The following is a 23,612-nucleotide window of genomic DNA, read 5'->3' on the forward strand; positions in this document are numbered from 1 at the left end:
TAGTAGTAGCTTTGCAAAGAAAGGAGCCTCCCTCATGCACCGTTATTTTGAGTCCCGTCTGCAGCGGGCGCTGGCCTGGTATGCGTTGGTGCCTGTGCTGATAATGGCTTTGCTGGGGGCACTGCTCATGCTGGCCAGCTGGCGTTATGCCGTCACGGGCGTAAACCATGAAAGCCGGGAACTGGCGGCTGATGTGCTGACAGGTATCAGCAATGATTTTGCCAAACGGGCTGCGGTGGAGGCAGAGTTTTTGGGCAATGTACCGGACTTTGCGGTCTGGGAACATGATATGGGTATGCGAGCGGCGGCCTTTGGGCGGCTCCATCATGATACCAGCCAGCGGGGCGTAGATTTTTTCCTTGTGGATACGGCCGGGAAGGTTGTCCTGGGCAGCCGGGATACATTGCCGTCTGACTTACTGCCTGTTGACCATAGCTGGGGCTTGTGGTCGCGGCTGTACGCCCAGCCGCAGACTGTGCAGCAGGAGTTTTTGCCTGGTGAGTACGGGCAGGCATTGCTATGTGGGCAGGCGGTCTGTGTTAAGGGGCAGGTGGCAGGATTCCTCATTTATGTTTTGCCGCCGGCTTACTTGCAGCAGCTGGCTGGTGACGGACGCACGGGGATTATTCTGGCCGACAGCCTTGATAATGCCAGACTGGTGAAAGCCGCTGGTGATGTTGTGGATTACCGCAAAGTCCGCCACCCCTTTGCTTACGGGCAGAATGGCCTGGTTTCCGCGGGGCAGCGGGTATACTATATTACCGGACAGACACTGGCTTTCGGTGGGGAGACGTATTACCTGCAAGCCGTTACGGACGTGTCCGACTTGCTGATACGCTATGCGATTGGCGCCGGGGCTATCCTTTTGGCCGTGCTGCTCATGGTGCCGCTGATTTTGCGCAGTATTGCCCGGGAAAGCAAGCTGACGGCACAGGCCGTGGACAACCTCACCGTCATTGCCGAACTGCGGGAACTGGAGTCGCAGTTTAATCCGCATTTTCTGTTTAATACTCTGGAAAATATAAAATTCATGGTGCGCCTTGACCCGAGTGCGGCTACGGAAATGATTATGGCCCTGTCGGCGCTGCTGCGTTACAGTATAGCCAGTGGCGGCCGGCAGGTCGAACTGCAGGAAGATATTAAATATCTGGAAAGCTATATGAAGATTCAGCAGTACCGTTTTGGCAACAGGCTGGAATTTGTGGCTGACATTGACACGCTGGCACGTTTGGCCTTAATACCCAAGCTGCTGTTTCAGCCGCTTTTGGAAAATGCCATTAAATACGGGGAAGATGCCGAGGGGCAGCTGCGGATTGTTTTCCGGATAAAGGTCAGGGATAACCGGCTGCTGGTATTGGTAAAGGATGCCGGTCAAGGCATGGACGCGGCACAGCTGGCGGAATTGCAGAAACTGCTGGCTGGCAGTGAAAACAACACGGGGCACCGGGGCTTATTCAATGTCCAGCGGCGCCTGCAGCTGATTTACGGTACGGAATACGGACTGACCATTGATTGTCCGCCGGACGGCGGCACGGAGATTCGCCTGTGTCTGCCTTTGGCCAGGAAGGAGCAGGAACATGCTTAATTTGGTTATCGTTGAAGATGAAGAAATAATCCGCCGCGGTCTGGTCTGTACCATTGACTGGCTGAAACTGGGGGCTAAGGTCGTAGGCGAGGCCGCCAACGGCAAAGAGGCCCTGCAAGTCATTGCTGCTACCCGGCCGGACGTGGTGCTGACGGATATAAAAATGCCGGTGATGGATGGCATTGCCATGACGGAGGCACTAAAAACTGCAGAAAATCCTGCCAAAATCGTCTATCTGACCAGCTATGCAGATTTTTCTTATGCGCAGCAGGCACTGAAACTCGGTGTCAGCGATTATCTCTTAAAACCGGTCAATGAGGCTGACCTGGCCAAGACACTGGCTAAAATCAGCGCTGGCAGGGAGAATGCCGGACAGGAGGAACTGTCATGGAATGAAGGCCTGCGTGCGGCTTATCATACGGGCAATCCCTATGTGCAGCAGGTGCTCAAACGCATTGAGGGCGGTTATCAGGGACGGCTCAGCGGTGAGGCTATTGCGGCGGAACTGGGCGTTTCGGCAAGCTATCTGTCGCGCAAGCTCAAAGAGGAAACGGGCCAGACTTTCGGCGGCCTGTTGGTGCAGTACCGCCTGCAGCAGGCCGTGGAAATGCTGCAGGCCGGTACCTGGCGCGTCTATGAAGTGGCGGAAAAGACAGGCTTTGGCGATTACAAAAACTTTACGCAGGCTTTTAAGAAATATCTGCATACAACCCCAAAGGCTTTTATGCAGGAAATAACCGAGGGCATACGGCTGTAATTGTTAGCATAGATGGGAGTGTCATTATGGGAAAATATACAGGAAAAATGATTATTTCGGATTTAGATGGGACGCTTATTCCCCGGGGCGGTGTAATTTCCCAGGAGAACAGACAGGCCATAGAGGCGTTTGTGGCAGAGGGCGGACGTTTTGCCATAGCCACGGGCCGTACCCCGGAGGCGTCAGCAGGCTATGTGAAAGACCTGCCCATCAATGCGCCCTCGGTGTTTTTTAACGGCGCCATGTTGTATGACTGGGAAAATAAGCAGGTGCTGAAAACCATGCCACTGACCGCCGGTGATGAGCAGCAGCGGTGGCCGGCCTTTGCCCGGCGGTGCCTGCAGGAGTTCCCAGAGGCCTGCCTGGAGGTCTATACGGCGGATAACTGCCATATCATTACGCCGGCGGCCAATGATGACCCCCGGCTGCCACATGAATATTACCGCTATGCCCATACGGAACTGGCGGAACTGACTGATACCGGCAAAACGCCCTGGCTTAAATTCTTTGCCTGTGACCAGCATGCACATTTGGAAAAATATGTGGTATTAGCGGCAGAAATGGGCGTAGCTGCCCTGGGCAACGGGTTTTACTCCGAGGATAATTACTATGAGTTTGTGGCCCGGGGCGTGTCCAAAGGGGCCATGGTGGCCGCTATCCGCCAGCAGCTGCCCGGCATAAAGATTATTGCCTGCGGTGACTACCTCAATGACAATGAAATGCTGGTCGCCGCGGATGTGGGTGTAGCTGCGGCCGGTGCCCATGCCGATACGAAAAAAATTGCCGACCATGTCGGCTGTGCGGTAGAGGACCATCTGCTGGCCTGGACCATTAACAATATTATTTAAGACAAAAATCCCTGTATACTATCGACATGTATACAGGGATTTGTTATACTTGGTATTGTTTATGAGTACGAGATAAGGAGATTTGCATGATAAAGTTGATTTTGTCCGATATGGATGGCACTTTGCTGGATGAAAACGGCCAGCTGCCGGAGGAATTTGACGCAGTAATGGAAGAACTGCATGAACGTGGTGTGCAGTTTGCACCGGCCAGCGGACGGCAGTATTTTTCGTTGTTGAAAAGTTTTAAGAAGTATGAGGACAGATTTATCTTTGTCAGCGATAATGGCACCATCGTGCGCCAGCATGGGCAGGAACTGTTTTCTGACGTTATCGAGCATAAGCTGGCGGCGGAAATCTTTAACAGTATGAATGACCATGATGGTATTTATAATGTCCTCTGCGGCAAGGAGACAGTGTACCTGCTGCGTGATAAACAGCCAGAGGCACAGATGGATGAACTGAAAAAATATTTCCGGCTGGTGGAAGTGGTGGACAGCTTTGAGGATATCCCCGAGGAGCCCATCAAGATATCTTTCTTTACGCCTGATGGGGACGCGGCAGAAAAAATCTATCCGCTGTTTGCGCCGTACTATGATTCCATGCAGGTGGTGCTGGCCAGTGCCTACTGGGTGGACGTGACCAATAAGGGCGCGACCAAGGGCTCAGCTGTCAAGGCTTTGCAGAAACGGCTGGGACTGAAACCGGAAGAATGCGCGGTGTTTGGCGACTATATGAACGACATAGAAATGATGGGCGCGGCCTATTACAGCTATGCTATGGAAAATGCTTTTCCGCCGGTAAAAGAGGCGGCACGGTTTGTGGCACCCAGCAATGCCGAGCATGGCGTGATAAAGACCATTCGCGGCTTTATGGAGCAGGGGTTGTGCTAATAGATTAAAGTTTTCTATTGCAAGTTAATAAGGTATATTCAAAAGCCGGAAGGTGAGGCCTTTCTGCAACGGTTGACGGCGCAGCCGTCCAAGCGGCAGATAGGTATCACCTTCCGGCTTTGTTTAGGTGCTGGTGTCAGCTTAAGGTCCGGATATTTACAAATACATCATAAATAGCTACGCCGGGAGCGCCGGTGCTGAGGCTGCCCAAATCGGTGGGGCGGCCGGGGTTCAGGACATTTAAGCCGCCATGCCGGCTGGTACCCTGGGCGCTGAGAAGGATGTCTGAGGCCAGGTCAGGACAGAACTTTATGGTCACGGTCAGGCTGCCATATTCGTTTTCCATAATCGCCGGATGATTGTTGGTCAGGCCGCGCTCCCGGGCCGGCTGCGGGTGAATATAAACCACAGGATATATAGGGGCGCTTTCCAGCTTGGTATGATTCTGGCCGTTGATATAACTCTGCACATGCGGAGTTATAAGATGAAAAGGAAAGGCGATGGAGGGCAGGAGCGGTCGCAGGTCCGCTGGCAGCTCGCAGCAGTGGAATTTACCATCGGTATGGGCAAAGCTGTGGTCCTGCCAGGGAATCTCAGCATGGGGGAACAGGGCAGGCTTTTGATATAAATCATGCCAGCTGTGCAGGCCCATCTGTTGGCAGAGTTCCGGCGGCAGTTCTTCGTCCAGCAGTTCAGATTCATTTTTATGGACGGGGAAATTGCTGGTGCCGGGGGCCAGGTCATTCAGCCGCACTGCGAGGCGGCGGGCAATTTCCAGGTCACTGAGGGCGTCACCACGTGGGGGGATAGCCGGTTCGTTGATACCCAGAAAATGGCGGAAATAACCGCCGAATACATCAAGTGACTCAAATTCAGTTGTTACGGGCAGGAATATATCGGACATTTGCGCTGTTTTGGTCATGAACTTATCGGCTGTAACCACGAGTTCCAAATCCTGCCAGGCAGCCCGTAAATCGCGCAGGGCCATATCCTGCCGCAACGGGTCACGGCAGGCAACCCAGAGGAATTTTACCGGCGGGTCTGACAGCTGCTGCAGTTCATGGGCAAAGTTGTTAATGTTGATAAAACGGGTATCCGGGCGCTTGGCGATGATAGGCTGGGGAAAATCCCACATGCCGGTATCGGCAAAGTTGACACCGCCGCCGGGAAGGCCAATGTTGCAGGTGAGCATGGACAGGGCGTCAATCAGCCGGATGGTGAGGCCGCCGTGAATATGGCGCTGGAGGCCAAAGCCACACCAAATGTGCATGGGCTGGCTGTCGGCGATAAGACCGGCTAAAAATTCCACAGTGGCGAGTGGCTGGTCAACGGCGGCCAATAATTCCGCCTGTCTGGCTTTACGTATAGACGTCAGCAGGGGCTGAGCGCCAAGGACGTGCTGTTCATCGACATGGAGTGCCTGCCGCTTATCAAGTATTTGCAGCAGTAAAATGGCCAGGGCTGTATCACTACCGGGGCGCAGCTGGATGTAGTAGTCGGCCTTGTGGGCTGTTTCCGTGTATACCGGGTCGATGACGACGACTTTGGCCCCCTGCTGTTTGGCGTTATAAATGGCAGTCATGGTATGTATGGAGGTCCAGGCAGGATTAACACCCCACAGGATGATGAGCCTGGCGTGCCGGAGCTGCTCTATGGGCATGGTCTTGTTGCCGCCAAAGTCCAGCCGCTGGGCGTCAATTCCCGAGGAAAAGCAGGGGGTGCCGCAGACCTGTGTGGTGGGCCCCAGGGAATTGAACAGTCCCTCCGGGGCATAGTGGAGCAGGCCGAAATTACCGGAATACTTGTTTAGACAAAGGGGCAGCGTGGAGCCGTAGCGTTCTTTGAGGCTGATTATTTTCTGGGCGATGAGGTCAAAGGCCTCAGTCCAGGAAATCCTATGCCAGCGTCCGGAACCGCGTTTTTTTTGCCGCATGGGATAGAGAATGCGTTTGGGGTGGTAGACCTGGGCGAGGATTTGTTCTCCCTTGGCGCAGAGATGACTGGAGGCGCCAGGCACGCTGTTGTCGCCGGTGATTTTTTCGATTCTGCCACCTGTGGTGTAGGCCAGCATGGGGCAGCTGTCATAGCAGTTACGGGGGCAGATATGACGGGTCACCTGGTAATTATCTTGGTGAAACATACTGCTAACTCCTTTGTCAGTGAATTTCCTGCTGGCCGGTGTACTCCGGCAGCAGCTGCAGGGCATGGGCAGGGCAGCTGTTGACGCAAAGGCCGCAGCCGCTGCATTTTTGCGCGGTGAAAATAAGTTGGCCGCTGTTAAACTGCAGAGCCTTTTCCGGACACATGTTAATACAGAGACCGCAGTGGCTGCAGGTGCTGTTGATTTTTAGTCCGGGGAACAGGCTGCAGGGGGCAGCGTGCTGTTTTTCCAGCCAGACCACAGGGTCGAAGGCGTACTGGTATTGCTTTTGGGCCTGTGCCATTTTCTGGGCCTCGTTGGAGGCGGCCTTAAACAGCGACCGGAAAAAAGAGCGCCGTCCTACCGCTGCCGGCGGCGTGGCAGGTGCCGGCTTGACCTTTACCAGTTTTAGCAGGGGCCGGCCGGCTGCTTGCAGGGCGTCATTACAGGCGTCGATTTCTGCTGCCAGCCACCGGGCTACGGCAGGTTTGCATTCCTGGCAGCGGGAGGTGTCGATGGCCAGCGGCTGCAAACCTGCCAGCGCCCAAAGTATACGGCGGTTTAAAAAGCCCAGACAGGGAAAGCCCTGATGGCTGGCTTTTTGACACATCAGAACAGGTGGCGTGAGGCTGCGAACACTGTTGAGACCGCTGTCATAGTCCGTATCGCTCAGGATAGCGCCCACGGGACAATGGGCGGTGCAAAGTCCGCAGTTGTCGCATTTGGCAGCGTCGATTTGCCGCTGGCTGACTGCCTGCTGCGGACAGTGCTCTGCACATTGCTGGCAGTCCGTGCCGGGGTAGCTGCAGAGGCAGCGGATTAAATCAATTGTGCGTTGGGCCACATATTTAGCCCCCTTTCTGGTATTTTTGTGGTATCATACTATATATAGTATAGCATAATTCTAAGGGAGGGAAGGGCAGTGAAACTGCGTCAATTAGGTTTTTCGGTTGATTTATCACGCTGTGTAGGCTGCCGGGCCTGCGAACTAGCCTGCCAGCATAAGCACCCGGACACCCTGCATGGGTACCGGCGTGTACGCCTGCTGTCGGAAAAAAGCCGGGAACAGGGATTTTTGACCATGGCCTGTAATCATTGCGTTTCCCCGGAATGTATGCGGGTTTGTCCTGTAGGCTGTTATGAAAAACACCGTGACGGGATAGTACTGCATAACAGTGTTAAATGTATCGGCTGCGGCCGGTGTGTGGGTGCCTGCCCGTTTCATGCGCCAGTTATCCTGCCGCGGACGGGGAAAGTTGATAAATGTGATTTCTGCCGGGAACGGCTGCAGGCAGGAAAAATGCCCTTGTGTGTCGAAGCATGTCCTGTCGAGGCTTTGGGCGTGTGTCAGATTGACTGCGACGCGGAAATTCGCCGCGATAATATGGTCGAGCAGTACACACAGCCGGCATTGAAGTTTATTAAGGGGAAAGAGCCAATATGTTTTTGGCGAGGGGAAGAAAATAAAAATGAGGAAAGAAAGTAAAGCTGCGGCTTTATGGCAGGAGCATACTCCTGAGGGGAAGATAACTCTGGCCCGGCAGCTTACAGATATAGAGTTTTTGTTATTAGATGACCGGGGAGATCTGCGCTGCCAGACGGCTGCTTTTCCGCCAGCGCAGCTCTCTTTGCTGCGCAACCGCCGGCAGGCGTTTATCCGTCATGACATGGCGGTTTTTGCGCAACTGACGATACGGGAACTGGAGCAGGATGACCGGGTGCTGGGCTGGCTGATAGCTGACTGTCCGGCAGAGCAGCTGAAAGCCGATGGCCTGGCTGTGCTGGAAGAACTTTCCCGGCACATGACTTTTTTGCTATGGCATGAGCTGGAGATACGGGAAACCCAGCGGCAGCACAGGGACCCGTTTTTGTATGATGTGTTGTATAACAACTTTAGCTCGGCAGAAGAAGTTATCCGCATGGGGCGTCTTTGGAAGATGAATTTTGATAAGCCGCACCATGTGGTCGTGGTCGAATTTGACAAGCCACTGCCTGGAGATAAAAATGACCAGCTGCTGGCTGAGCTGGACAATGAGTGGATGCGCGTGCTGTCGGCACGGTTTGTGCAGCCGATTTTGATGCTGCTGCGTATGCAGCTGGTGGTGCTCTTTGAGGAAAACCGTACGCCGCCGCGCAGCCAGAGTGAACTGGCACAAATTATGGCGGACGCTGTGGCCAAAGTCAAACAGGACTTTCCGAACATACCGCCATTTTCCGTGGGCATTGGCCGGCTGCATTACAGCGTGACGGAAATCTGCCGCAGCTTTCAGGAGGCACGGCAGGCGCTGAGCCTGGGGCGTTTCCGGCAGCCGGAAAACGGTATCACCTGTTATGAGAATCTCGGTGTTTTGAAACTGCTGTCCCATATCCGCATTGAGGAATTGGACGATTATGTGCAGGAAACCTTAGGGACGCTGATTAAATACGATGGTGATAATCATACGGATTATATGCACACTTTGGAGATATACTTTCAGGAGAATGAATCCCTGCCACAGGCAGCGGAACGCCTGTTTATCCATGCCAACACCCTGCGCAACCGCCTGCGGAAGATTGAAACGGTCATGGGCGTCAATCTGGCACATTCTGAAGTACGGGGCAGGTATTATGTGGCCTGCCTGGCTTTGCGGATTGTGCGTCATTCCATATAACTTGCGTATATGTCAGGTGATTGTATTTTTTTATAACTGCGAGGGGCAATTATTGGATAAATTTACAGTTGTGGGGCCGTTATTATGACATATAATAAGCATGTAGTGTTCAACAGGTATTACTGCTAGTTCCCCAATCCCCTTTCAGTAATACCAAGCGGGCTTCCCTATGTTCGCGTAAATAGATAAAGACACCAAACAGGTATAATCCCCAAAATCCTGTTTGGTGTCATTTTTTTTACTGTTTGACCAAAAGTGAGTTTAGCAGTTTTTCCATACAACTGAGGGTGCTTTCCAATTCCTGGACACGCGCCTGCAGTTCCACAATGGTTTCTGACTGTTCCGTATCGTGGACTGCCTGGGATGATGAAACGGCCGCGGCAGAGTTGTCCTGCCGACCGATAAGCTCGGAACTTATCGGCATATCATGGTCGTACAGTACATACTGGCCTTTGCCGCGGCGCTTGGCCTCGTACAAGGCTTGGTCAGCATGATTGAATAACTCCCGGTAGCTTTGACCATGCTGTGGAAACTGTGCAGCTCCCACACTGATGGAAAAAGCATGAGTTTTGCTGCCGGCATTAAACACTCGCGACAGACTGCGGCACAAGCGGGCACAGTGCCTGGCTGTAACTTCCGGGCTGGCCATTCCTGGCAGCATGACGATGAATTCATCGCCGCCGATACGTCCCCTGATATCGGTTTGCCGGAAATTACTATTGATGGCCCGGCCCATTTCCCTAAGGACCGCGTCACCAAAGAGGTGGCCGAAGGTGTCATTGATGGACTTAAAATCGTCGGCATCGACAATGAGCAGGGTGACAGAGTCTTTTTCCGGACTCAGCTGGCGCAGGGCCGTACAGATTTGCTTTTGGGCTGTTCCTTTACAGAGCAGGCCCGTGAGTTCATCGATACTGGCCCGGCGGTTTATCCGCTCCTGCCATAGCCGTTCGGCCTGTATATTGCGAATGTTGCCAAAGGCAACTACCGGGATATGCTTATCATTATAATATGTAATTAGGCGTATTTCTGACCATAACCACTGTGGCTTTTTGCGGCCGCGTAGACGCAGCCGGGCAGACAGCTGATGACGCTGGTCTGCGGAGTGATTATGAAAAATACTGTGAAAATAGGATTCAAGCATGTTGGCATCGTCGGGATGGACTATACCGTCGAGGGCAAGTCGTGTCGAGGCACGGGTAAAACGGGCAGGCAGGTCATAGCGGTGCCTGCAGGTATTCTTGCGGAGCTTGAATGTATCAGCTGTCAAATCCCATTGGAAAAAGATTACGTTGTCTTGTGTTTCTAGTGCTTCGTATACGGTAGGAGTGAATTCTTTGGGAATGATAGCGGAGACGTTTGCCATAGGCTACTCCTTTATCAGATAAAACTTTCCGTAAACTATATACAATTATAACAATTAGAAGGCGTTGGTGCAAGCATTCGTAGGGACTTAAGTACCTATTTTGTGTTGATGGCATAAATTTGTTTGGTTGTAGTTGCTATTTTTAATACACTGTTATATTATCTAGGAAGAGTATCGATAGGAGTGATACAGTGAAACGCAGTGAACGAATTTATACCTATATAAAAGAACAGTCGGCACAGCTGCCGGCGGATAAACTGACAGGTCAGATTGGCCTGGACGCGCAGGAAATAGCAGATAAGCTGGATATTTTGCGCAATAACGTATCCAAGGAACTAAATGAACTGCACCGGCAGGATAAAATCGTCAAGTTTACCGGCCGTCCTGTCCGTTATTTTGACAGGGAAACGCTGGCTGCTCTGCTGAATGTGGATTTGGACCAGGGACCGTATCAGTTCAGGGATATAGAAGAATGCCGGCGCCTGTTCGGGGCTGGCGGTCAGGACGAAAATCCCTTTGCCCGGCTCATCGGTGCGGATAAGAGTCTTAAACGGCAGGTGGAACAGGGGAAGGCAGCTATCCTCTATCCGCCTGATGGCCTGCATACCCTGATTGTGGGACAGACCGGTGTCGGCAAGACCTTGTTTGCCCATATGATGTTTGCTTATGGCAAGGCCATGAAAAAATTTGGGGAAGAGGCTCCGTTTATCACCTTTAACTGCGCTGATTACTATAACAATCCGCAGCTCCTCATCTCCCATGTGTTCGGCCATATCAAGGGCGCTTTTACCGGGGCGGATACGGCTAAGGCCGGCCTGGTGGAGGCGGCTGACGGCGGTGTGCTGTTCCTGGACGAAATCCACCGTCTGCCCCCGGAAGGGCAGGAAATGATTTTCTACTTTATGGATACGGGTACGTTCAACCGTCTGGGTGAAACAACGCGCAGCCGCCGGGCCAAGGTGCTGATTATCGGCGCTACTACGGAGGACCCTAATTCTGCGCTGACCAAAACCTTTGTGCGCCGTATTCCCAATATCATCACGATTAAGCCGCTGGCCGAACGCACCCTGGAAGAAAAGCTGGATATCCTGAAACTGTTGTTTATGGAAGAGGCGCAGCGCGTCAAAAAGCCTATCCGTATCAGTGTGGAGGCGGTAAAAGCCCTGATTGGCAGCATCGGTACCGGCAATGTCGGCCAGCTGAAATCCAATATCAAGCTGCTGTGTGCGCAGGCTTTTTTGAATGGTATCGACAATCCGAGCTTTATCGAGGCTGATTTCCGCATGCTGCCGGCCAGTGTCAGGGATGGGCTGCTTACCCTGTCGGCCAACCGGCAGGCTCTGGCCGAACTGACGCAGTACGTCAGTGAACCGCTCCTTGTATCACCGCCGGGCGGTAAATTCAAGCTGGCAGACGAAGGCAGCAAGGAAGGCTTTAACCTTTACCAGGTGGTGGAAAATAAGGTGGCCCTGCTCAAAGGTGAGGGTATCAGCGATGAACTCATCAAGCAGATTGTGGCTACAGATGTGAATGTTTACGTTAAAGACCTATATAATAAGAAACATTCCGTCAACATGACCACCCGGGAACGGCTGTTAAAGATAGTGGACGAAACGCTGGTGGATTTCTCGGAGCAGGTTTCCCTGTATGTGCAAAAGCGCATGAACCGCAGTTACCGCGACAGATTCCTTTATGCGTTCAGCCTGCATTTATCCGCGTTCCTGAAACGTGTCAAGTCCAAGGAAACCATTCCCTACACGGAGATTGAAGGGGCGCTGCCGCAGGATTCCGAGTACATGCGCGTGGCAGAGGAAATCGGCGGCCTGATTGAGGAACACTATAATATCGGCGTACCGCAGGCGGAAATCGAATACATCGCCCTGCTGATTGAGTCGGCCAATGATGATGAACTCGAAGAAAAAATCATCATTTTGGTGGCCACGCATGGCAAGAATACAGCCAGCTCCATGGTGGACGTGGCCAAGCGCCTGTTCAGCTCCACTAATACGGATATCATTGCCATTGATATGCCGCTGGAGGTCAATCCCCAGGAGATTTTGGACCAGACGACGGCCATGCTGCGCGGTATGGAATGCCAAAAGGGCGTGCTGATACTGGCGGATATGGGCTCGCTCTGTAATATCGGGGCCTCGCTGTCGGAACAGCTCAAAATTCCGGTACGGACGCTGGACATGGTATCGACGCCGTTGATACTCGAGGCCATGCGCAAAGTGGATATCGCCGGTATGGATTTGGATAGTATCTATGAATCCCTGCGCAGTTTCAAAGGGTATGAGGCTGTTGATACACATGAAGAACCGCTTAATACACAGGACGCCATTGTGACCATTTGCTCGTCAGGCCACGGGGCAGCCATGAAGATAAAAGCGCTGGTCGAAGATGTACTGCGTCATGCCGGCAGGTTTATGGAAGTCATTCCCGTGGGAGTGATGCACCTGGAGGAACGCCTGACGGAGATTGCCGCTGAGTATCATATCGTAGCGGCGGTGGGCATGAAGAAACCGGCAATGAATGTACCGTTTATTCCGCTGGAACAGCTGATTGACGGGGAAGGGGAGCGTATCCTCATGGAATTGGTGGCTGGCAGTGACATACATATTATGTCGCCGGTGGCTGATGGCAAGGGAAAAAACACTATGGTCGTACAGCGCCTGTGCGAAGAATCCCTGCAAAGATTCCTGACCTTCCTGAATCCGGCCAAAGTCATGAGTGTATTACTGGATTTTGACAGGCAGCTGGAAAAGGAACTGCATTTAAACCTGTCCAATCCGCTGCGCGTGCGCCTGCTGGTACATTGCGGCTGTGCTTTGGAACGCGTTGTAACCCGCAGCCCGCTGGTCTATAAGGATGACAAGTCAGCGGTGGACGAAAAGAAACTCATAGCCTTGAAGAAGGCTGCACAAATCTTTGACGAAACGCTGAAATTGCGGTTTGACGAAGATGAATATTATTTTATGGCGAATATGCTGTGATACAGATAATGCACTATGACAATGACATTTGTCATAGTGTATTTTTTTTGGCGTGATGACGGTCATTTTTATAAAAAGAGTATCGAAGAGTGTATTAAAGTGTATCAAAATATCATTTATAGTATCATAAGTCAAATATTTTTATGAAAAAAACGTGGAAAACCTAGGGAAAACAAACGAAAGAATAAAATTTCGCTTTTGATACACAAAGTTGGCACGCTGTTTGCATTATATAGGGGCGTAAGGCAAAAAAGCCAAAAGCATTCAAATTAAACCATAAATGGTAATTTTGAGAAAATATTTAGGAGGTAATGCAAATGTTTGGTATTATTGTTGGTACTCACGGAATCTTTGCTGAAGAACTTGTTCGTTCCTGCGAAATGATCTGTGGTGAGCAGAAAAATGTTGCTGCTGTTACGCTGGTTCCTGGTGAAGGCCCGGATGATGTGGTGGCTAAGTATGAAGAGGCTATCAAAGGTCTTGACTGCGAAGATGGTGTGCTGTTCTTAAATGACCTGTTCGGTGGCAGCCCCTACAACGCCGCTTGCCGTCTGGTTATCAGCAATGAAAAATATGGCATTGTTACCGGCGTAAGCCTGCCGATGCTCATCGAGATGTGCAGCGCGCAGCTGGCTGATGATGGTTCGGATATCAAGGCTCTGATGGAACGTGCAGTGGAAGCTGGCCGCAGCGGCTTGCAGACCTTCCATGCCAGCCAGATTGCTGATGATGACGAGGAGGAACTGTAATGAATATTGTACTTGCAAGAATTGATGACCGTCTGATTCATGGTCAGGTAGCTACTGTTTGGTCCAAGGTTACGGGCTGCACCCGCATTATCGTCTGCGATGATGATGTGGCTAAGGATACCATCCGCGCAACGCTTTTAAAGCAGGTTGCTCCGGCTGGCATCAAATCCCATGTTGTTGACCTCGAAAAGGCAGTACGCGTTTACAACAACCCGAAGTATGAAAACGAAAAATGCCTGCTCCTGTTCACGAACCCGACCAGTGTGCTCTACATGGTTGAACATGGTGTGGATATCAAGAGTGTCAACATCGGCGGCATGAGCTTTAAGGAAGGCAAACATCAGATTACCGGTGCTGTTTCCGTTGATGACCAGGATATCGAATCCTTCAAGAAACTCAACGAAAAAGGCATTGAACTGGAAATCCGCAAGGTAGATACGGATAAGAAAGTTATGCTGATGGATGTTCTCAAATAATTGGCCGTATTTTTGTGGCGGCAGGCTGGGGTGTATGCCGGCCTGCTGTCACAGGATTTAAATAATGGAGGGAATATATAATGGGCACTATGCAAATTTTGCTGATCTTTATTTTCGCAACGATTGCGGGTATGGGTTCCTGCCTCGATGAAATGCAGACTCACCGTCCCCTGATCGCTTGTACTGTTACCGGACTTATCTTAGGCGATATGACAACTGGTATTATCATTGGTGGTACTCTGGAAATGATGGCTCTGGGCTGGATGAACATCGGTGCAGCTATCGCACCGGACGCTGCTCTGGCATCCGTAATTTCCACGATTCTCGTTGTTGCCAGCCATCAGGATGTGGCAACTGGTATCGCTATCGCCATGCCGCTGGCAGCTGCTGGTCAGGTTCTGGCTATCATTTGTAAGACTGTTTCTGTGGTATTCCAGCACAAAGCTGATGACTATGCTGAAGAAGGCAACCTCTTCGGTATTGACCTCTGTAACTATGGCGCACTGCTGCTGCAGGGCCTCCGCGTTGGTATCCCCGCTCTGCTCGTTGCTATGACGGTTGGTACGGGTGCTGTTGAGGACATGCTCAATGCTATTCCTCCCGTTATCTCCGGTGGTTTGCAGGTAGCTGGTGGTTTCATCGTAGTAGTTGGTTATGCAATGGTTATCAACATGATGGGTGCACAGTACCTCATGCCGTTCTTCTTCCTCGGTTTCGTTGTCGCTGCTTTCACGAACTTCAACCTGGTTGCTCTGGGCGTTATCGGCCTCGTTTGCGCTGTGGTTTATGTACAGCTCAATCCTAAGTACCAGGAAGTTGCTGCTGCTCCGGCTGCTGCTGCCAGCTCCAGCGATCTTGATGACGAACTCGACTAATTGTTGGTTATGAGGAGGATTATATAATGGAAAAGAAGATTACTTCTAGCGACTTTTTCTGGACTTTCGTCCGTTCTAATTTCCTGCAGGCATCCTGGAACATGGAACGTATGCAGGGCCTCGGCTACTGCTTTGGTATGGTGCCTATTCTGCGCCGTCTGTATGAAGGTGAAGAACTCAAGCAGGCTATCAAACGTCACCTGGAATTCTATAACACTCAGCCGTTCGTAACTGCACCGATTATCGGTATTACGGCTGCTCTTGAGGAAAAGAAAGCCAACGGTGCTGACATTCCTGATGGTGTTATCAACGGTATCAAAGTTGGTATGATGGGCCCTCTGGCCGGTGTCGGTGACCCGATTTTCTGGGGTACGCTCCGCCCGATTACCGCTGCTCTCGGTGCCTCCTTCGCTCTGACCGGCAGCATCATCGGTCCTATCCTGTTCTTCGTACTCTTCAACCTCATCCGTCTCGGCGTTCGTTGGTACGGTATTAAGTACGGCTACGCTAAAGGTACTGATGTTGTACAGGACGTGGCAGGCAACAAGCTGCAGAAGATTACTGAAGGTGCTTCCATCCTCGGCCTGTTCGTTATGGGTGCTCTCGTAAACAAATGGACTTCCGTTAACATTCCGGTAGTTGTATCTGAGATTACCAATGCTAAGGGTGAACATGTGGTAACTACGGTTCAGGGTATCCTCGACCAGCTCATGCCGGGTCTCGTTCCCCTGCTCATGACCTTCGCCTGCATGGCTCTCCTGCGCCGCAAGGTTAACGCCATCTGGATTATCTTTGGTCTCTTTGCTCTCGGTATCGTTTGCTATGCCCTGGGCATCATGAAGGTGTAAGATATTTCTTTAATGAAGCCTTCCCCCATTGGGGGAAGGCTTTAATATTTTCCTTTTTTATATTTACCGAACAAATTGCGCGTAAATACTTTACATTTCCAGGTTACTTGCGTAAAATAATAGGTAGATATGCTATGAATTGATAGTGTTATTTATGGATTTCTATATAGGAGAGATGTTTGCATGATTAAAAAAGCAATTGCCGTAATGACCTCTGGCGGCGACAGCCCTGGAATGAATGCGGCTGCTCGTGCAGTGGTTCGCACTGCCCTGCATGAGGGTGTTAAAGTCTATGGTATCTACGATGGCTATGCCGGCATGATTGACGACAATATCGAAGAGCTCACCAGCCGCAGCGTGTCTGATATGATTCAGCGCGGAGGTACCTTCCTGGGCACGGCCCGCAGCATGGAGTTTAAAACTCCTGAAGGCCGTAAGAAAGGTTTCGACAATCTGATTAAGCGTGGCATTGAAGGTCTGGTTATCATCGGCGGTGACGGCTCCCTGACGGGTGGTTCCCTTCTCTCCAAAGAAACTGGTATGCCCATTGTCGGCCTGCCTGGTACCATTGATAACGATGTTTGGGGCATGGACTACACCATTGGCTGTGATACGGCAGCCAACACTATCGTCGATGCCATCAATAAGCTCCGTGATACGGCGTCTGCACATCGCCGCATTATGCTGGTAGAGGTTATGGGACGTAATTCCGGCTGGCTGGCTATGATGGCCGGTATTGCTGGTGGTGCTGAGTATGTACTGGTACCGGAAGTTAAATATGACCTTGATGAAATGTGCCATGAACTGAAGGCTATGTACGATGCCGGCAAACGCTACAGCATTATCGTGGTAGCTGAAGGTGCTGGTTCCGCTGTGGGCCTGGGCAAAGTCGTTGAGGACAAGACAGGCATTGATACCCGTGTGTCCGTACTGGGCCACATTCAGCGCGGTGGTTCCCCGACGATTGAGGACCGTATCAAGGCCTCCATGTTGGGTGAAAAGGCAGCCCTGGCCATCATTTCCGGCGCTACTAACGTAGTATTCGGCTTCAATGAAGGCAAGGTTGTGGGCGTAAATCTCTTTGACGCTGTAAACAATAAGAAAACCCTTAACCCGGAACTCGTGCGTCTGGCCCGCGTTCTGGCATAACTCGACAATAGTCTTAAATAAAGCTCTATCGGTAATCCGGTGGAGCTTTTTGCAAAATGAGGTGAGCGATAGACATGCAGACAAGGAGATTCCCGGAATACCTGTTGGCTGGTTTGGTGTTTATCAGCTCCCTTTTTTTGTCGCTGCTGTTTATTCACCCGGCCAAAGGCATGGCGGCTGAACTGGCCGGCAGATGGTACTGGCAGAGCGATGTTGCGGCAGCGGCGCAAGGGGAGTGGCAGCTGCTGGATTTTCCGCAGACACCGCCGGTGGCGGATGGTGTGAATACCGTATGGTTAAAGACCAGCCTGCCGGATATATTGCCCCATGATGCCTCGCTGCTCATGCAGACCAAGGACCAGGCTTTTGAAGTCTGGGTGGATGAGGTGTGTGTTTATAAGTATGGGGATTTTAAGCCGAGCTTTCTGTCATACGGGCAGCGCTGGCATATTGTGTCGCTGCCGCAGGATGCCGGGGGCAAGGTTTTACGAATACATGCTTATTCCACCACAGCCCACAGCCTGGGTTATTTTGGTAAAATCTGGCTGGACAGCGATGTCGACCAGGTCCTGCGCATATTCCGCCAGGACGTGCCCTATGTAATGAACATTCCCCTGGCCGGGTTCATGATTATAATGATGATTATTTATGCCAGCAGTCCGGCGGCGCCGCGGCGCTTGTATAAATCCTTCATCGCCTTTATGTCAGTGTTCTTCACATGGATGGTCTGTGCCACCAATTCCAAGCAGTATGTGCTGGATGCTCCGCAGTTCTGGCGGTTTTTGATGATACTGTCAGAGTATCTGCTGCCGCTGTTGGCTAATCTGGTTATCTTTCAGGTGGTGGACCGCCGTTACAAGATTATACTGCGTTACACGGTCTTTATCTATGCCCTCCTGCTGCTGGCTGCAGTGGTAACGGAAGTCTTGGGCTTTAACGGTATGAGCCGCGGCCTGGCTGTTTTTTACCTGTTGCTGCCTGTTATGGAGATTACAGCGTTTTATGCTATTATACGTTCGACCTGGCGCGGTAATCTATACGCCCGGGCGGTTATGGTACCGTTGATTTTTATGGCCGGGGCCGGGACGATTGACGGTATGTCCATGTATCGTCACTGGTATATCATGGACGGGTATCTGCTGCCTTATACCACCTTATCCCTGTGTGTGTTCTTCGTTTATATCGTCAGCAATCAGATAATGCGTGAGCGCATGCTGATGAGGCGGACGGTGGGCTTGCAGCATGAGGTGGACCAGGCAATTGAGAAGGCCACGGTGGATAATCTTACCCAATGTTATAACCGCACCAAGCTGGAGGAAGTCCTCACGCAGGAAATAGTGCATCATCAAAGTCAGGAAGAGCCTTTCTCGATGATTATGCTGGATATTGATTTCTTTAAAAAGGTCAATGATACTTATGGCCACGAAGTGGGCGATAAGGTGCTGGCCAGCTTTGCGGAAACTGTTCGGCAAAATGTTAAGCGCAATGATTTATTTGTCCGCTGGGGCGGGGAGGAATTTATCCTTTTATGTCGTAATTGTAATGGTGAAGAATGTATGCAGATTGCTGAACGCCTGCGTATGAAGGTGGCGGAAAGCCGGCCGCATGACCAGTTGAAAATCACCTGCAGTCTGGGGGTGGCCTCCTGGCATGGCGCGGAAGATTCAGCGATGAAATTGTTAAAACGGGTGGACGATGCCCTGTATATGGCAAAACGCACAGGGCGCAATCGTGTGTGCCGGGAGCCTAAAACCAATATGCACTGGTTTGAGAACATTTATTCTGATGATGTTGGTAATGAAGACAAGGATTAAGGTTCTGGCTGTGCAGCTGTTTATTGTGTAATATAGCCAAGGGATGGCGGGACAGGTGTAGGAGGCGTGAACAAATGAAACGGATAGTACTATTTGTTCTAAGTCTTTTTCTCCTGTCTTTTTTTGTACCCGTTTTGCCGCCAGTCTGTCAGGCGGCGGTGCTCGATGGTGAATGGCAGTACCGGCTGCGTCCGGACGCTGGCGAATGGGTGAATTACATTGAGAATACACCGGTACCTGTGCAGGGCGATGTGCATGAGGTCTGGCTGCGTATCCCGATAAAGGCGGAAACGCCTCAGGCCGATACGCTGCTGTTTACGACCAAAGGTCAGGCGGTACAGATTTTCCTGGGGGACAGGGAGATTTACCGTGATGGCGAATTTGCGCCGCAACAGCCCTGGGGGCATGGCCGCAAGTGGCATTTGGTCACTTTGCCGGCCTTTGCACAGGATACTTATCTGACTATGCATATATACGCTGACAGTCCGCGTCAGCTGGGAATTTTTGGACGTTTAACTCTGGACAGCCTGGACGACCAGGCCCGGCGGATTTTTCTGACGGACCTGTTGTATATCATTACCCTGCCAGTAGCGGTACTGCTGGGGCTGATATTCCTTATGTATGTAATGAACAGCCAGCGGCACAAACGGCTTAATAGACATGTCCTGACCCTGCTGGTTCTGATGGCTGTGTGGACGGTCAGCCTGACAAATGTCAAACAGATGGTCTGGAATTATCCGGTGTTTTGGGACTTTGTGTCCGGTTATGTCTGTTATCTGCTGCCCATGGTGGCCAATGCTGTGGTCTTGGAGATGGTATCCCGTGCTTACCGCAAGATAATCTTGCGGACCATTCAGGTTTATGGCTGTATAGCTATACTGGCACTGGTAACGGAGGCCTTTGGTTACGAGGGCTTTATCGGCTGCCGGCAGCTGCTGTATGCGGCCCTGCTGCTGCTGCAGACAATCGTGGGCTGGGTGATGTGGCAGGCGGCGCAGAAGGGTAATGTCTACTTGAAATACATCATGATTCCCATGGTGGTTATGGGTGTTTTGGGCATTGCCGACGGTATTTTATTCTACCGGCATTTTTGGAATTGGCATGTCTACTTACTGCCCCTGAGCATTTATACCTTCGTTGTCTTTATTGTCTGTATGGTAAGGGATCAGGTTATGTACGAGCGGAGCCTGGCAGCACAGGCTGATGGCCTGCAGGAGGAAATAGCTGTGGCCCTGCAACGGGCAGAGCGGGACGAACTGACTGGCTGCCGCAACCGCGGTGCCTTTGAAGGTTTCATTCAGCATGAGATTGCCGCTGGCCGGCCTTTTGCCCTGATTATGCTGGATATTGATTTCTTTAAGAAGATAAATGATACTTATGGGCATGACTGTGGCGACGCAGTGCTGGTAAAATTCTGCCGGACAATTGAGACTGTCCTGCCACAGGAATGTGAGTTCTTCCGCTGGGGCGGCGAGGAATTTGTTGTTTATTGCCCTGACGGCTGCAAGGAAGAGGCGGCCGCACTGGCTGGTAAAATCTGCCACCGTGTGGCGGCTGCGGAACTACTGGCCGGAAAAACGATAACCGTCAGTGCCGGGGTGGCGCAGTGGCATGGACATGCAGATACCCAGGCCGGGATTTTCCGGCGCATGGATGATGCCTTGTACAGTGCTAAATGCGGCGGCCGCAATCAGGTGGTTACGGAATCGTGAGGAAACAGAGGGGTAAGGGATATGTTGCAAACTGGCAAGGAAGTGGCGGAAATAGCCGGCCTCTTTTACTCGGACATACCGGTGGTTTTGGCCCTGCCCGTAGGTGTGGCCATCATTATCATCATGTTCATATATTATTATTTCAATCCGCAGGGCTGGAAAAAGTTGTACGCCTATATTGTCTTATTTATGGCGGTGTTTACCGTCTGGCTGCTGATGTCCTCCAATGTGCTGGAAATGCTATGGGGCTGGCAGGACATAAATTACTATGGCCTGCGTCTGATGGCCTATTTTCTGCCCATTACAGCGAATCTGGTCATCTATGAACTGCTTAAGGGGCGGAGTTATGCGCACATGGGCTGGGTTCTGGCTGCTTACAGTCTGCTCGGAACGCTGGCCATAGGCGGTCAGCTCAGGGGCTATGAAACCTTGGACGGCTGTATGAGCTACTATTATCCGTTGCTCGGCATCGGTGAACCTCTGGCTATTTACTGGTGTATAAAGGCGGCCAGGGAAGGTGATATTCTTTGTAAGGCCGTTGCCCCGTCGGCTATAGCGTTTACATTGCTGGGGCTTTTTGATGGCTTTTCGGATTATTTTGCGATGCATGGCTGGCGCGTTTTTATGACGCCATTGGCGGTATATGCGTTCCTGCATTTTGTCATAATCATTTTGCGTGAACAGATTCGTTACGAGCAAAAACTGCAGGAACGTATTATCGGACTGGAGTATGAGGCCATACAGGCGCAGGCTAAGCTGGAGATTGACCCGCTTACGGGCAGTTACAGCCGTAAAAAATTAAAAAGCCTGCTCCTGCAGGTTATGAAGAATTGCCGGCAGCAGAATGAAGATTTTGCCATGTTGTTGCTCGATATTGATTTCTTCAAGAAGATAAATGACAGCTACGGTCATGAGGCAGGGGACGCGGTGCTGCGGGCTTTTGCCATGGCGGTCAGGCAGCAGCTGCGCAAGAATCAGTACTGTGTGCGCTGGGGCGGCGAAGAATTTATTGTCCTGTCGCCAAATTGTGGGGGAGATAGTATCAGGCAGCTGGCGGAAAATATTCGTCAGCATGTCGAGGCGACCATGCTGGCTGGCCACAAAATAACCTGCAGCATTGGCATAGCTTTTTGGCAAGGCGAAAAAGACACGGCCGACCAGCTGTTCAAGCGGGTAGACCGTGCCTTGTATAAAGCCAAGAATCAGGGACGCAATTGCGTGTGTATGGCGGAATAGTATAAGATTGTTGAACCCGGGCTTACAGCAGTGAGCCTGGGTATTTTAATGTGGCAAAATAGTCATCAATTGTCTGAGCGCGGCGGATGAGTTCAATGGAGCCGTCCTCCCGGAGCAGGAGCTCAGCACACCAGAGCTTGCCGTTGTAGTTAAAGCCCATGGCGCTGCCGTGAGCGCCGGTGTCGTGAATGATGACAATATCGCCCACATTGATTTCCGGCAGTTTTCTGTCGATGGCAAATTTATCGTTGTTCTCGCAGAGAGAGCCGGTGACATCGTACACATGGTCAAGCGGGGCGTTTTCCTTGCCGGCAACCGTAATGTGGTGGTAAGAACCATAGAGGGCCGGGCGCATCAGATTGGCCATGCAGGAATCAAGACCGATATAGTCCTTGTAGGTGTGCTTTTCGTGGAGTACTGTGGACACCAGCCAGCCGGCAGGGCCGGTCATGGCGCGGCCGCTTTCTGTCATAATGGCCGTCTTGTCGAGGCCGTGGGGTACCATCATTTCCTGATAGAGATGGTGAATGCCTTCACCGATTTCCTGCAGGTTCAGCGGTTCTTCCTCCGGCAGATAGGGAATGCCAAAGCCGCCGCCAAGGTTGACGAATTCCACGGTGATATCCAGTTTTTCCTTGAGTTCCACGGCCAGTTCAAACATCAGACGTGCCGTGAGCAGGAAGGCCTCGGTGCGGCGTTCATTGGAGGCCACCATGGTGTGCAGGCCAAAGCGTTTCACGCCCTTTTCCTTGGCGCGGCGGTAACCTTCGAGCATCTGGTCGTGCGTGAGGCCGTATTTGGCCTCGGTGGGTTTGCCGATGATATCATTGCCCTCTACGGCGTCGCCGGGATTGTAACGGAAACATAATACCTGTGGCAGGCCGGCGTGTTTTTCCAGGTAATCAAGATGGGTGATGTCATCAAGGTTGATGATAGCGCCCAGTTCCACAGCTTTTTGAAATTCATCAGCCGGGGTATCGTTGGAGGTCAGCAGGATTTCTTCGCCTTTGAGGCCGGCAGCCTCAGAGATGAGCAGCTCTGCCAGGCTGCTGCAATCTGTACCGGCACCTTCCTCATGCAGAATCTGCACAATCCGGGGATTGGGCAGGGCTTTGACGGCAAACTGCTCATAAAAAGCCGGTGCCCAGGCAAAGGCAGCCTTTAAGGCGCGGATATTCTGACGGATAGCTTTTTCTTCATATATATGAAAGGGTGTGGGATACTTTTTGATTATTTCTTGTAGTTTGTCAATGGACAAAGGGAAATATTTTTTACTCATTGCTTTCCTCCCGTGTGTAAAGAGAATGATTATTAGGTGTAAATTTGTAAATAATTATAACAGGAGGGCATACTATTGTCAATTGATATATGCATGATGTTATAATGAGGGAGAACTTCTTTAAATTGCAGTTTGACGGTTAATGCCTGCTTTATTTTATTTGTTACAGCTCAGTGGGGTGGAGGTGGTAATACTTTTCGCTGTTTCACTAAATGTCCCACCAGCAAACGACTGGGCTTTTTAG

At 51.5% G+C, this 23,612-nt stretch carries 19 protein-coding genes; 15 read left to right on the top strand and 4 right to left on the bottom strand.

What is annotated here, in order from left to right; translation table 11 throughout:
• Nucleotides 1-34 precede the first annotated feature (34 nt).
• From DL94_RS15325 to DL94_RS0109185, 4 genes are all read left to right on the top strand, one after another.
• Nucleotides 35-1,585, top strand: coding sequence for a sensor histidine kinase (locus tag DL94_RS15325; protein ID WP_028129897.1), 1,551 nt, complete (start codon nt 35-37; stop codon nt 1,583-1,585).
• Complete coding sequence (locus tag DL94_RS0109175) at nt 1,578-2,342, top strand: response regulator transcription factor (protein WP_028129898.1); 765 nt, start codon at nt 1,578-1,580, stop codon at nt 2,340-2,342. Before DL94_RS15325 ends, DL94_RS0109175 begins: the two co-directional genes overlap by 8 nt.
• A gap of 26 nt (nt 2,343-2,368) precedes the next feature.
• Complete coding sequence (locus tag DL94_RS0109180) at nt 2,369-3,190, top strand: HAD-IIB family hydrolase (protein ID WP_028129899.1); 822 nt, start codon at nt 2,369-2,371, stop codon at nt 3,188-3,190.
• 86 nt (nt 3,191-3,276) lie between these two features.
• Nucleotides 3,277-4,080 (top strand): HAD family hydrolase, encoded by an 804-nt coding sequence (locus tag DL94_RS0109185; protein WP_028129900.1) that lies wholly within the window; start codon nt 3,277-3,279, stop codon nt 4,078-4,080.
• 136 nt (nt 4,081-4,216) lie between these two features.
• Here DL94_RS0109185 and DL94_RS0109190 read toward each other — a convergent pair whose 3' ends face one another.
• Entirely contained in the window at nt 4,217-6,220 is a 2,004-nt protein-coding gene (locus DL94_RS0109190; protein ID WP_028129901.1) for a molybdopterin-dependent oxidoreductase, read from the bottom strand.
• 16 nt (nt 6,221-6,236) lie between these two features.
• Complete coding sequence (locus tag DL94_RS0109195) at nt 6,237-7,064, bottom strand: 4Fe-4S binding protein (protein WP_028129902.1); 828 nt, start codon at nt 7,062-7,064, stop codon at nt 6,237-6,239.
• A 78-nt stretch (nt 7,065-7,142) separates the two neighbouring features.
• On the opposite strand from DL94_RS0109195, the gene DL94_RS0109200 reads away from it, so the two are divergent.
• A complete protein-coding gene (locus tag DL94_RS0109200) occupies nt 7,143-7,706 on the top strand; it encodes a 4Fe-4S dicluster domain-containing protein (protein WP_051586398.1) in 564 nt (187 codons plus the stop codon).
• Nucleotides 7,690-8,871 carry a PucR family transcriptional regulator gene (locus DL94_RS0109205; RefSeq protein WP_028129904.1) on the top strand — a complete coding sequence of 394 codons (1,182 nt, stop codon included), beginning with the start codon at nt 7,690-7,692 and terminating at the stop codon, nt 8,869-8,871. Before DL94_RS0109200 ends, DL94_RS0109205 begins: the two co-directional genes overlap by 17 nt.
• A 238-nt stretch (nt 8,872-9,109) precedes the next feature.
• On the opposite strand, the gene DL94_RS0109210 is transcribed toward DL94_RS0109205, so the two are convergent.
• Nucleotides 9,110-10,237, bottom strand: a complete 1,128-nt coding sequence (locus DL94_RS0109210; RefSeq protein WP_028129905.1) for a GGDEF domain-containing protein — start codon at nt 10,235-10,237, stop codon at nt 9,110-9,112.
• Nucleotides 10,238-10,428: 191 nt separating this feature from the next.
• Here DL94_RS0109210 and DL94_RS0109215 point away from each other — a divergent pair, with 191 nt between their 5' ends.
• The 9 genes from DL94_RS0109215 (at nt 10,429) to DL94_RS0109255 (ending at nt 22,089) form a co-directional block, all read left to right on the top strand.
• Entirely contained in the window at nt 10,429-13,230 is a 2,802-nt protein-coding gene (locus tag DL94_RS0109215; RefSeq protein ID WP_028129906.1) for a sigma-54-dependent transcriptional regulator, read from the top strand.
• 317 nt (nt 13,231-13,547) lie between these two features.
• Entirely contained in the window at nt 13,548-13,979 is a 432-nt protein-coding gene (locus tag DL94_RS0109220; protein ID WP_028129907.1) for a PTS sugar transporter subunit IIA, read from the top strand.
• Nucleotides 13,979-14,455: a mannose/fructose/sorbose PTS transporter subunit IIB gene (locus DL94_RS0109225; protein WP_028129908.1), complete on the top strand. Its 477-nt coding sequence runs from the start codon at nt 13,979-13,981 to the stop codon at nt 14,453-14,455. Before DL94_RS0109220 ends, DL94_RS0109225 begins: the two co-directional genes overlap by 1 nt.
• Before the next feature lie 80 nt (nt 14,456-14,535).
• Nucleotides 14,536-15,330, top strand: a complete 795-nt coding sequence (locus DL94_RS0109230; RefSeq protein WP_028129909.1) for a PTS mannose/fructose/sorbose transporter subunit IIC — start codon at nt 14,536-14,538, stop codon at nt 15,328-15,330.
• Between the two features lie 26 nt (nt 15,331-15,356).
• A complete protein-coding gene (gene manZ, locus DL94_RS0109235) occupies nt 15,357-16,178 on the top strand; it encodes a PTS mannose transporter subunit IID (protein ID WP_028129910.1) in 822 nt (273 codons plus the stop codon).
• Between the two features lie 183 nt (nt 16,179-16,361).
• Complete coding sequence (gene pfkA / locus DL94_RS0109240) at nt 16,362-17,327, top strand: 6-phosphofructokinase (protein ID WP_028129911.1); 966 nt, start codon at nt 16,362-16,364, stop codon at nt 17,325-17,327.
• Nucleotides 17,328-17,401: 74 nt separating this feature from the next.
• Nucleotides 17,402-19,141 (top strand): GGDEF domain-containing protein, encoded by a 1,740-nt coding sequence (locus tag DL94_RS0109245; RefSeq protein ID WP_037371670.1) that lies wholly within the window; start codon nt 17,402-17,404, stop codon nt 19,139-19,141.
• Nucleotides 19,142-19,215: 74 nt separating this feature from the next.
• Entirely contained in the window at nt 19,216-20,853 is a 1,638-nt protein-coding gene (locus DL94_RS0109250) for a GGDEF domain-containing protein (protein ID WP_028129913.1), read from the top strand.
• 21 nt (nt 20,854-20,874) lie between these two features.
• Nucleotides 20,875-22,089, top strand: coding sequence for a GGDEF domain-containing protein (locus DL94_RS0109255; RefSeq protein WP_028129914.1), 1,215 nt, complete (start codon nt 20,875-20,877; stop codon nt 22,087-22,089).
• Between the two features lie 22 nt (nt 22,090-22,111).
• Here DL94_RS0109255 and DL94_RS0109260 read toward each other — a convergent pair whose 3' ends face one another.
• On the bottom strand, nt 22,112-23,368 hold the full coding sequence (locus DL94_RS0109260) for a diaminopimelate decarboxylase family protein (protein ID WP_028129915.1): 1,257 nt from the start codon (nt 23,366-23,368) through the stop codon (nt 22,112-22,114).
• Between the last annotated feature and the right edge of the window lie 244 nt (nt 23,369-23,612).

Origin of the sequence: Selenomonas sp. AE3005 (assembly GCF_000686945.1) — a bacterium.
GTDB lineage: Bacteria > Bacillota > Negativicutes > Selenomonadales > Selenomonadaceae > Selenomonas_A.

Bases quoted from the DNA above. Each gene is read 5' to 3' on its own strand.
- DL94_RS0109245 (WP_037371670.1), top strand. From the start codon at position 17,402: ATGCAGACAAGGAGATTCCCGGAATACCTGTTGGCTGGTTTGGTGTTT.
- DL94_RS0109180 (WP_028129899.1), top strand. From the start codon at position 2,369: ATGGGAAAATATACAGGAAAAATGATTATTTCGGATTTAGATGGGACG.
- DL94_RS0109225 (WP_028129908.1), top strand. From the start codon at position 13,979: ATGAATATTGTACTTGCAAGAATTGATGACCGTCTGATTCATGGTCAG.
- DL94_RS0109205 (WP_028129904.1), top strand. From the start codon at position 7,690: ATGAGGAAAGAAAGTAAAGCTGCGGCTTTATGGCAGGAGCATACTCCT.
- DL94_RS0109210 (WP_028129905.1), bottom strand. From the start codon at position 10,237: ATGGCAAACGTCTCCGCTATCATTCCCAAAGAATTCACTCCTACCGTA.
- DL94_RS15325 (WP_028129897.1), top strand. From the start codon at position 35: ATGCACCGTTATTTTGAGTCCCGTCTGCAGCGGGCGCTGGCCTGGTAT.
- DL94_RS0109185 (WP_028129900.1), top strand. From the start codon at position 3,277: ATGATAAAGTTGATTTTGTCCGATATGGATGGCACTTTGCTGGATGAA.
- pfkA (WP_028129911.1), top strand. From the start codon at position 16,362: ATGATTAAAAAAGCAATTGCCGTAATGACCTCTGGCGGCGACAGCCCT.
- manZ (WP_028129910.1), top strand. From the start codon at position 15,357: ATGGAAAAGAAGATTACTTCTAGCGACTTTTTCTGGACTTTCGTCCGT.
- DL94_RS0109260 (WP_028129915.1), bottom strand. From the start codon at position 23,368: ATGAGTAAAAAATATTTCCCTTTGTCCATTGACAAACTACAAGAAATA.
- DL94_RS0109230 (WP_028129909.1), top strand. From the start codon at position 14,536: ATGGGCACTATGCAAATTTTGCTGATCTTTATTTTCGCAACGATTGCG.
- DL94_RS0109250 (WP_028129913.1), top strand. From the start codon at position 19,216: ATGAAACGGATAGTACTATTTGTTCTAAGTCTTTTTCTCCTGTCTTTT.
- DL94_RS0109255 (WP_028129914.1), top strand. From the start codon at position 20,875: ATGTTGCAAACTGGCAAGGAAGTGGCGGAAATAGCCGGCCTCTTTTAC.
- DL94_RS0109220 (WP_028129907.1), top strand. From the start codon at position 13,548: ATGTTTGGTATTATTGTTGGTACTCACGGAATCTTTGCTGAAGAACTT.
- DL94_RS0109190 (WP_028129901.1), bottom strand. From the start codon at position 6,220: ATGTTTCACCAAGATAATTACCAGGTGACCCGTCATATCTGCCCCCGT.
- DL94_RS0109175 (WP_028129898.1), top strand. From the start codon at position 1,578: ATGCTTAATTTGGTTATCGTTGAAGATGAAGAAATAATCCGCCGCGGT.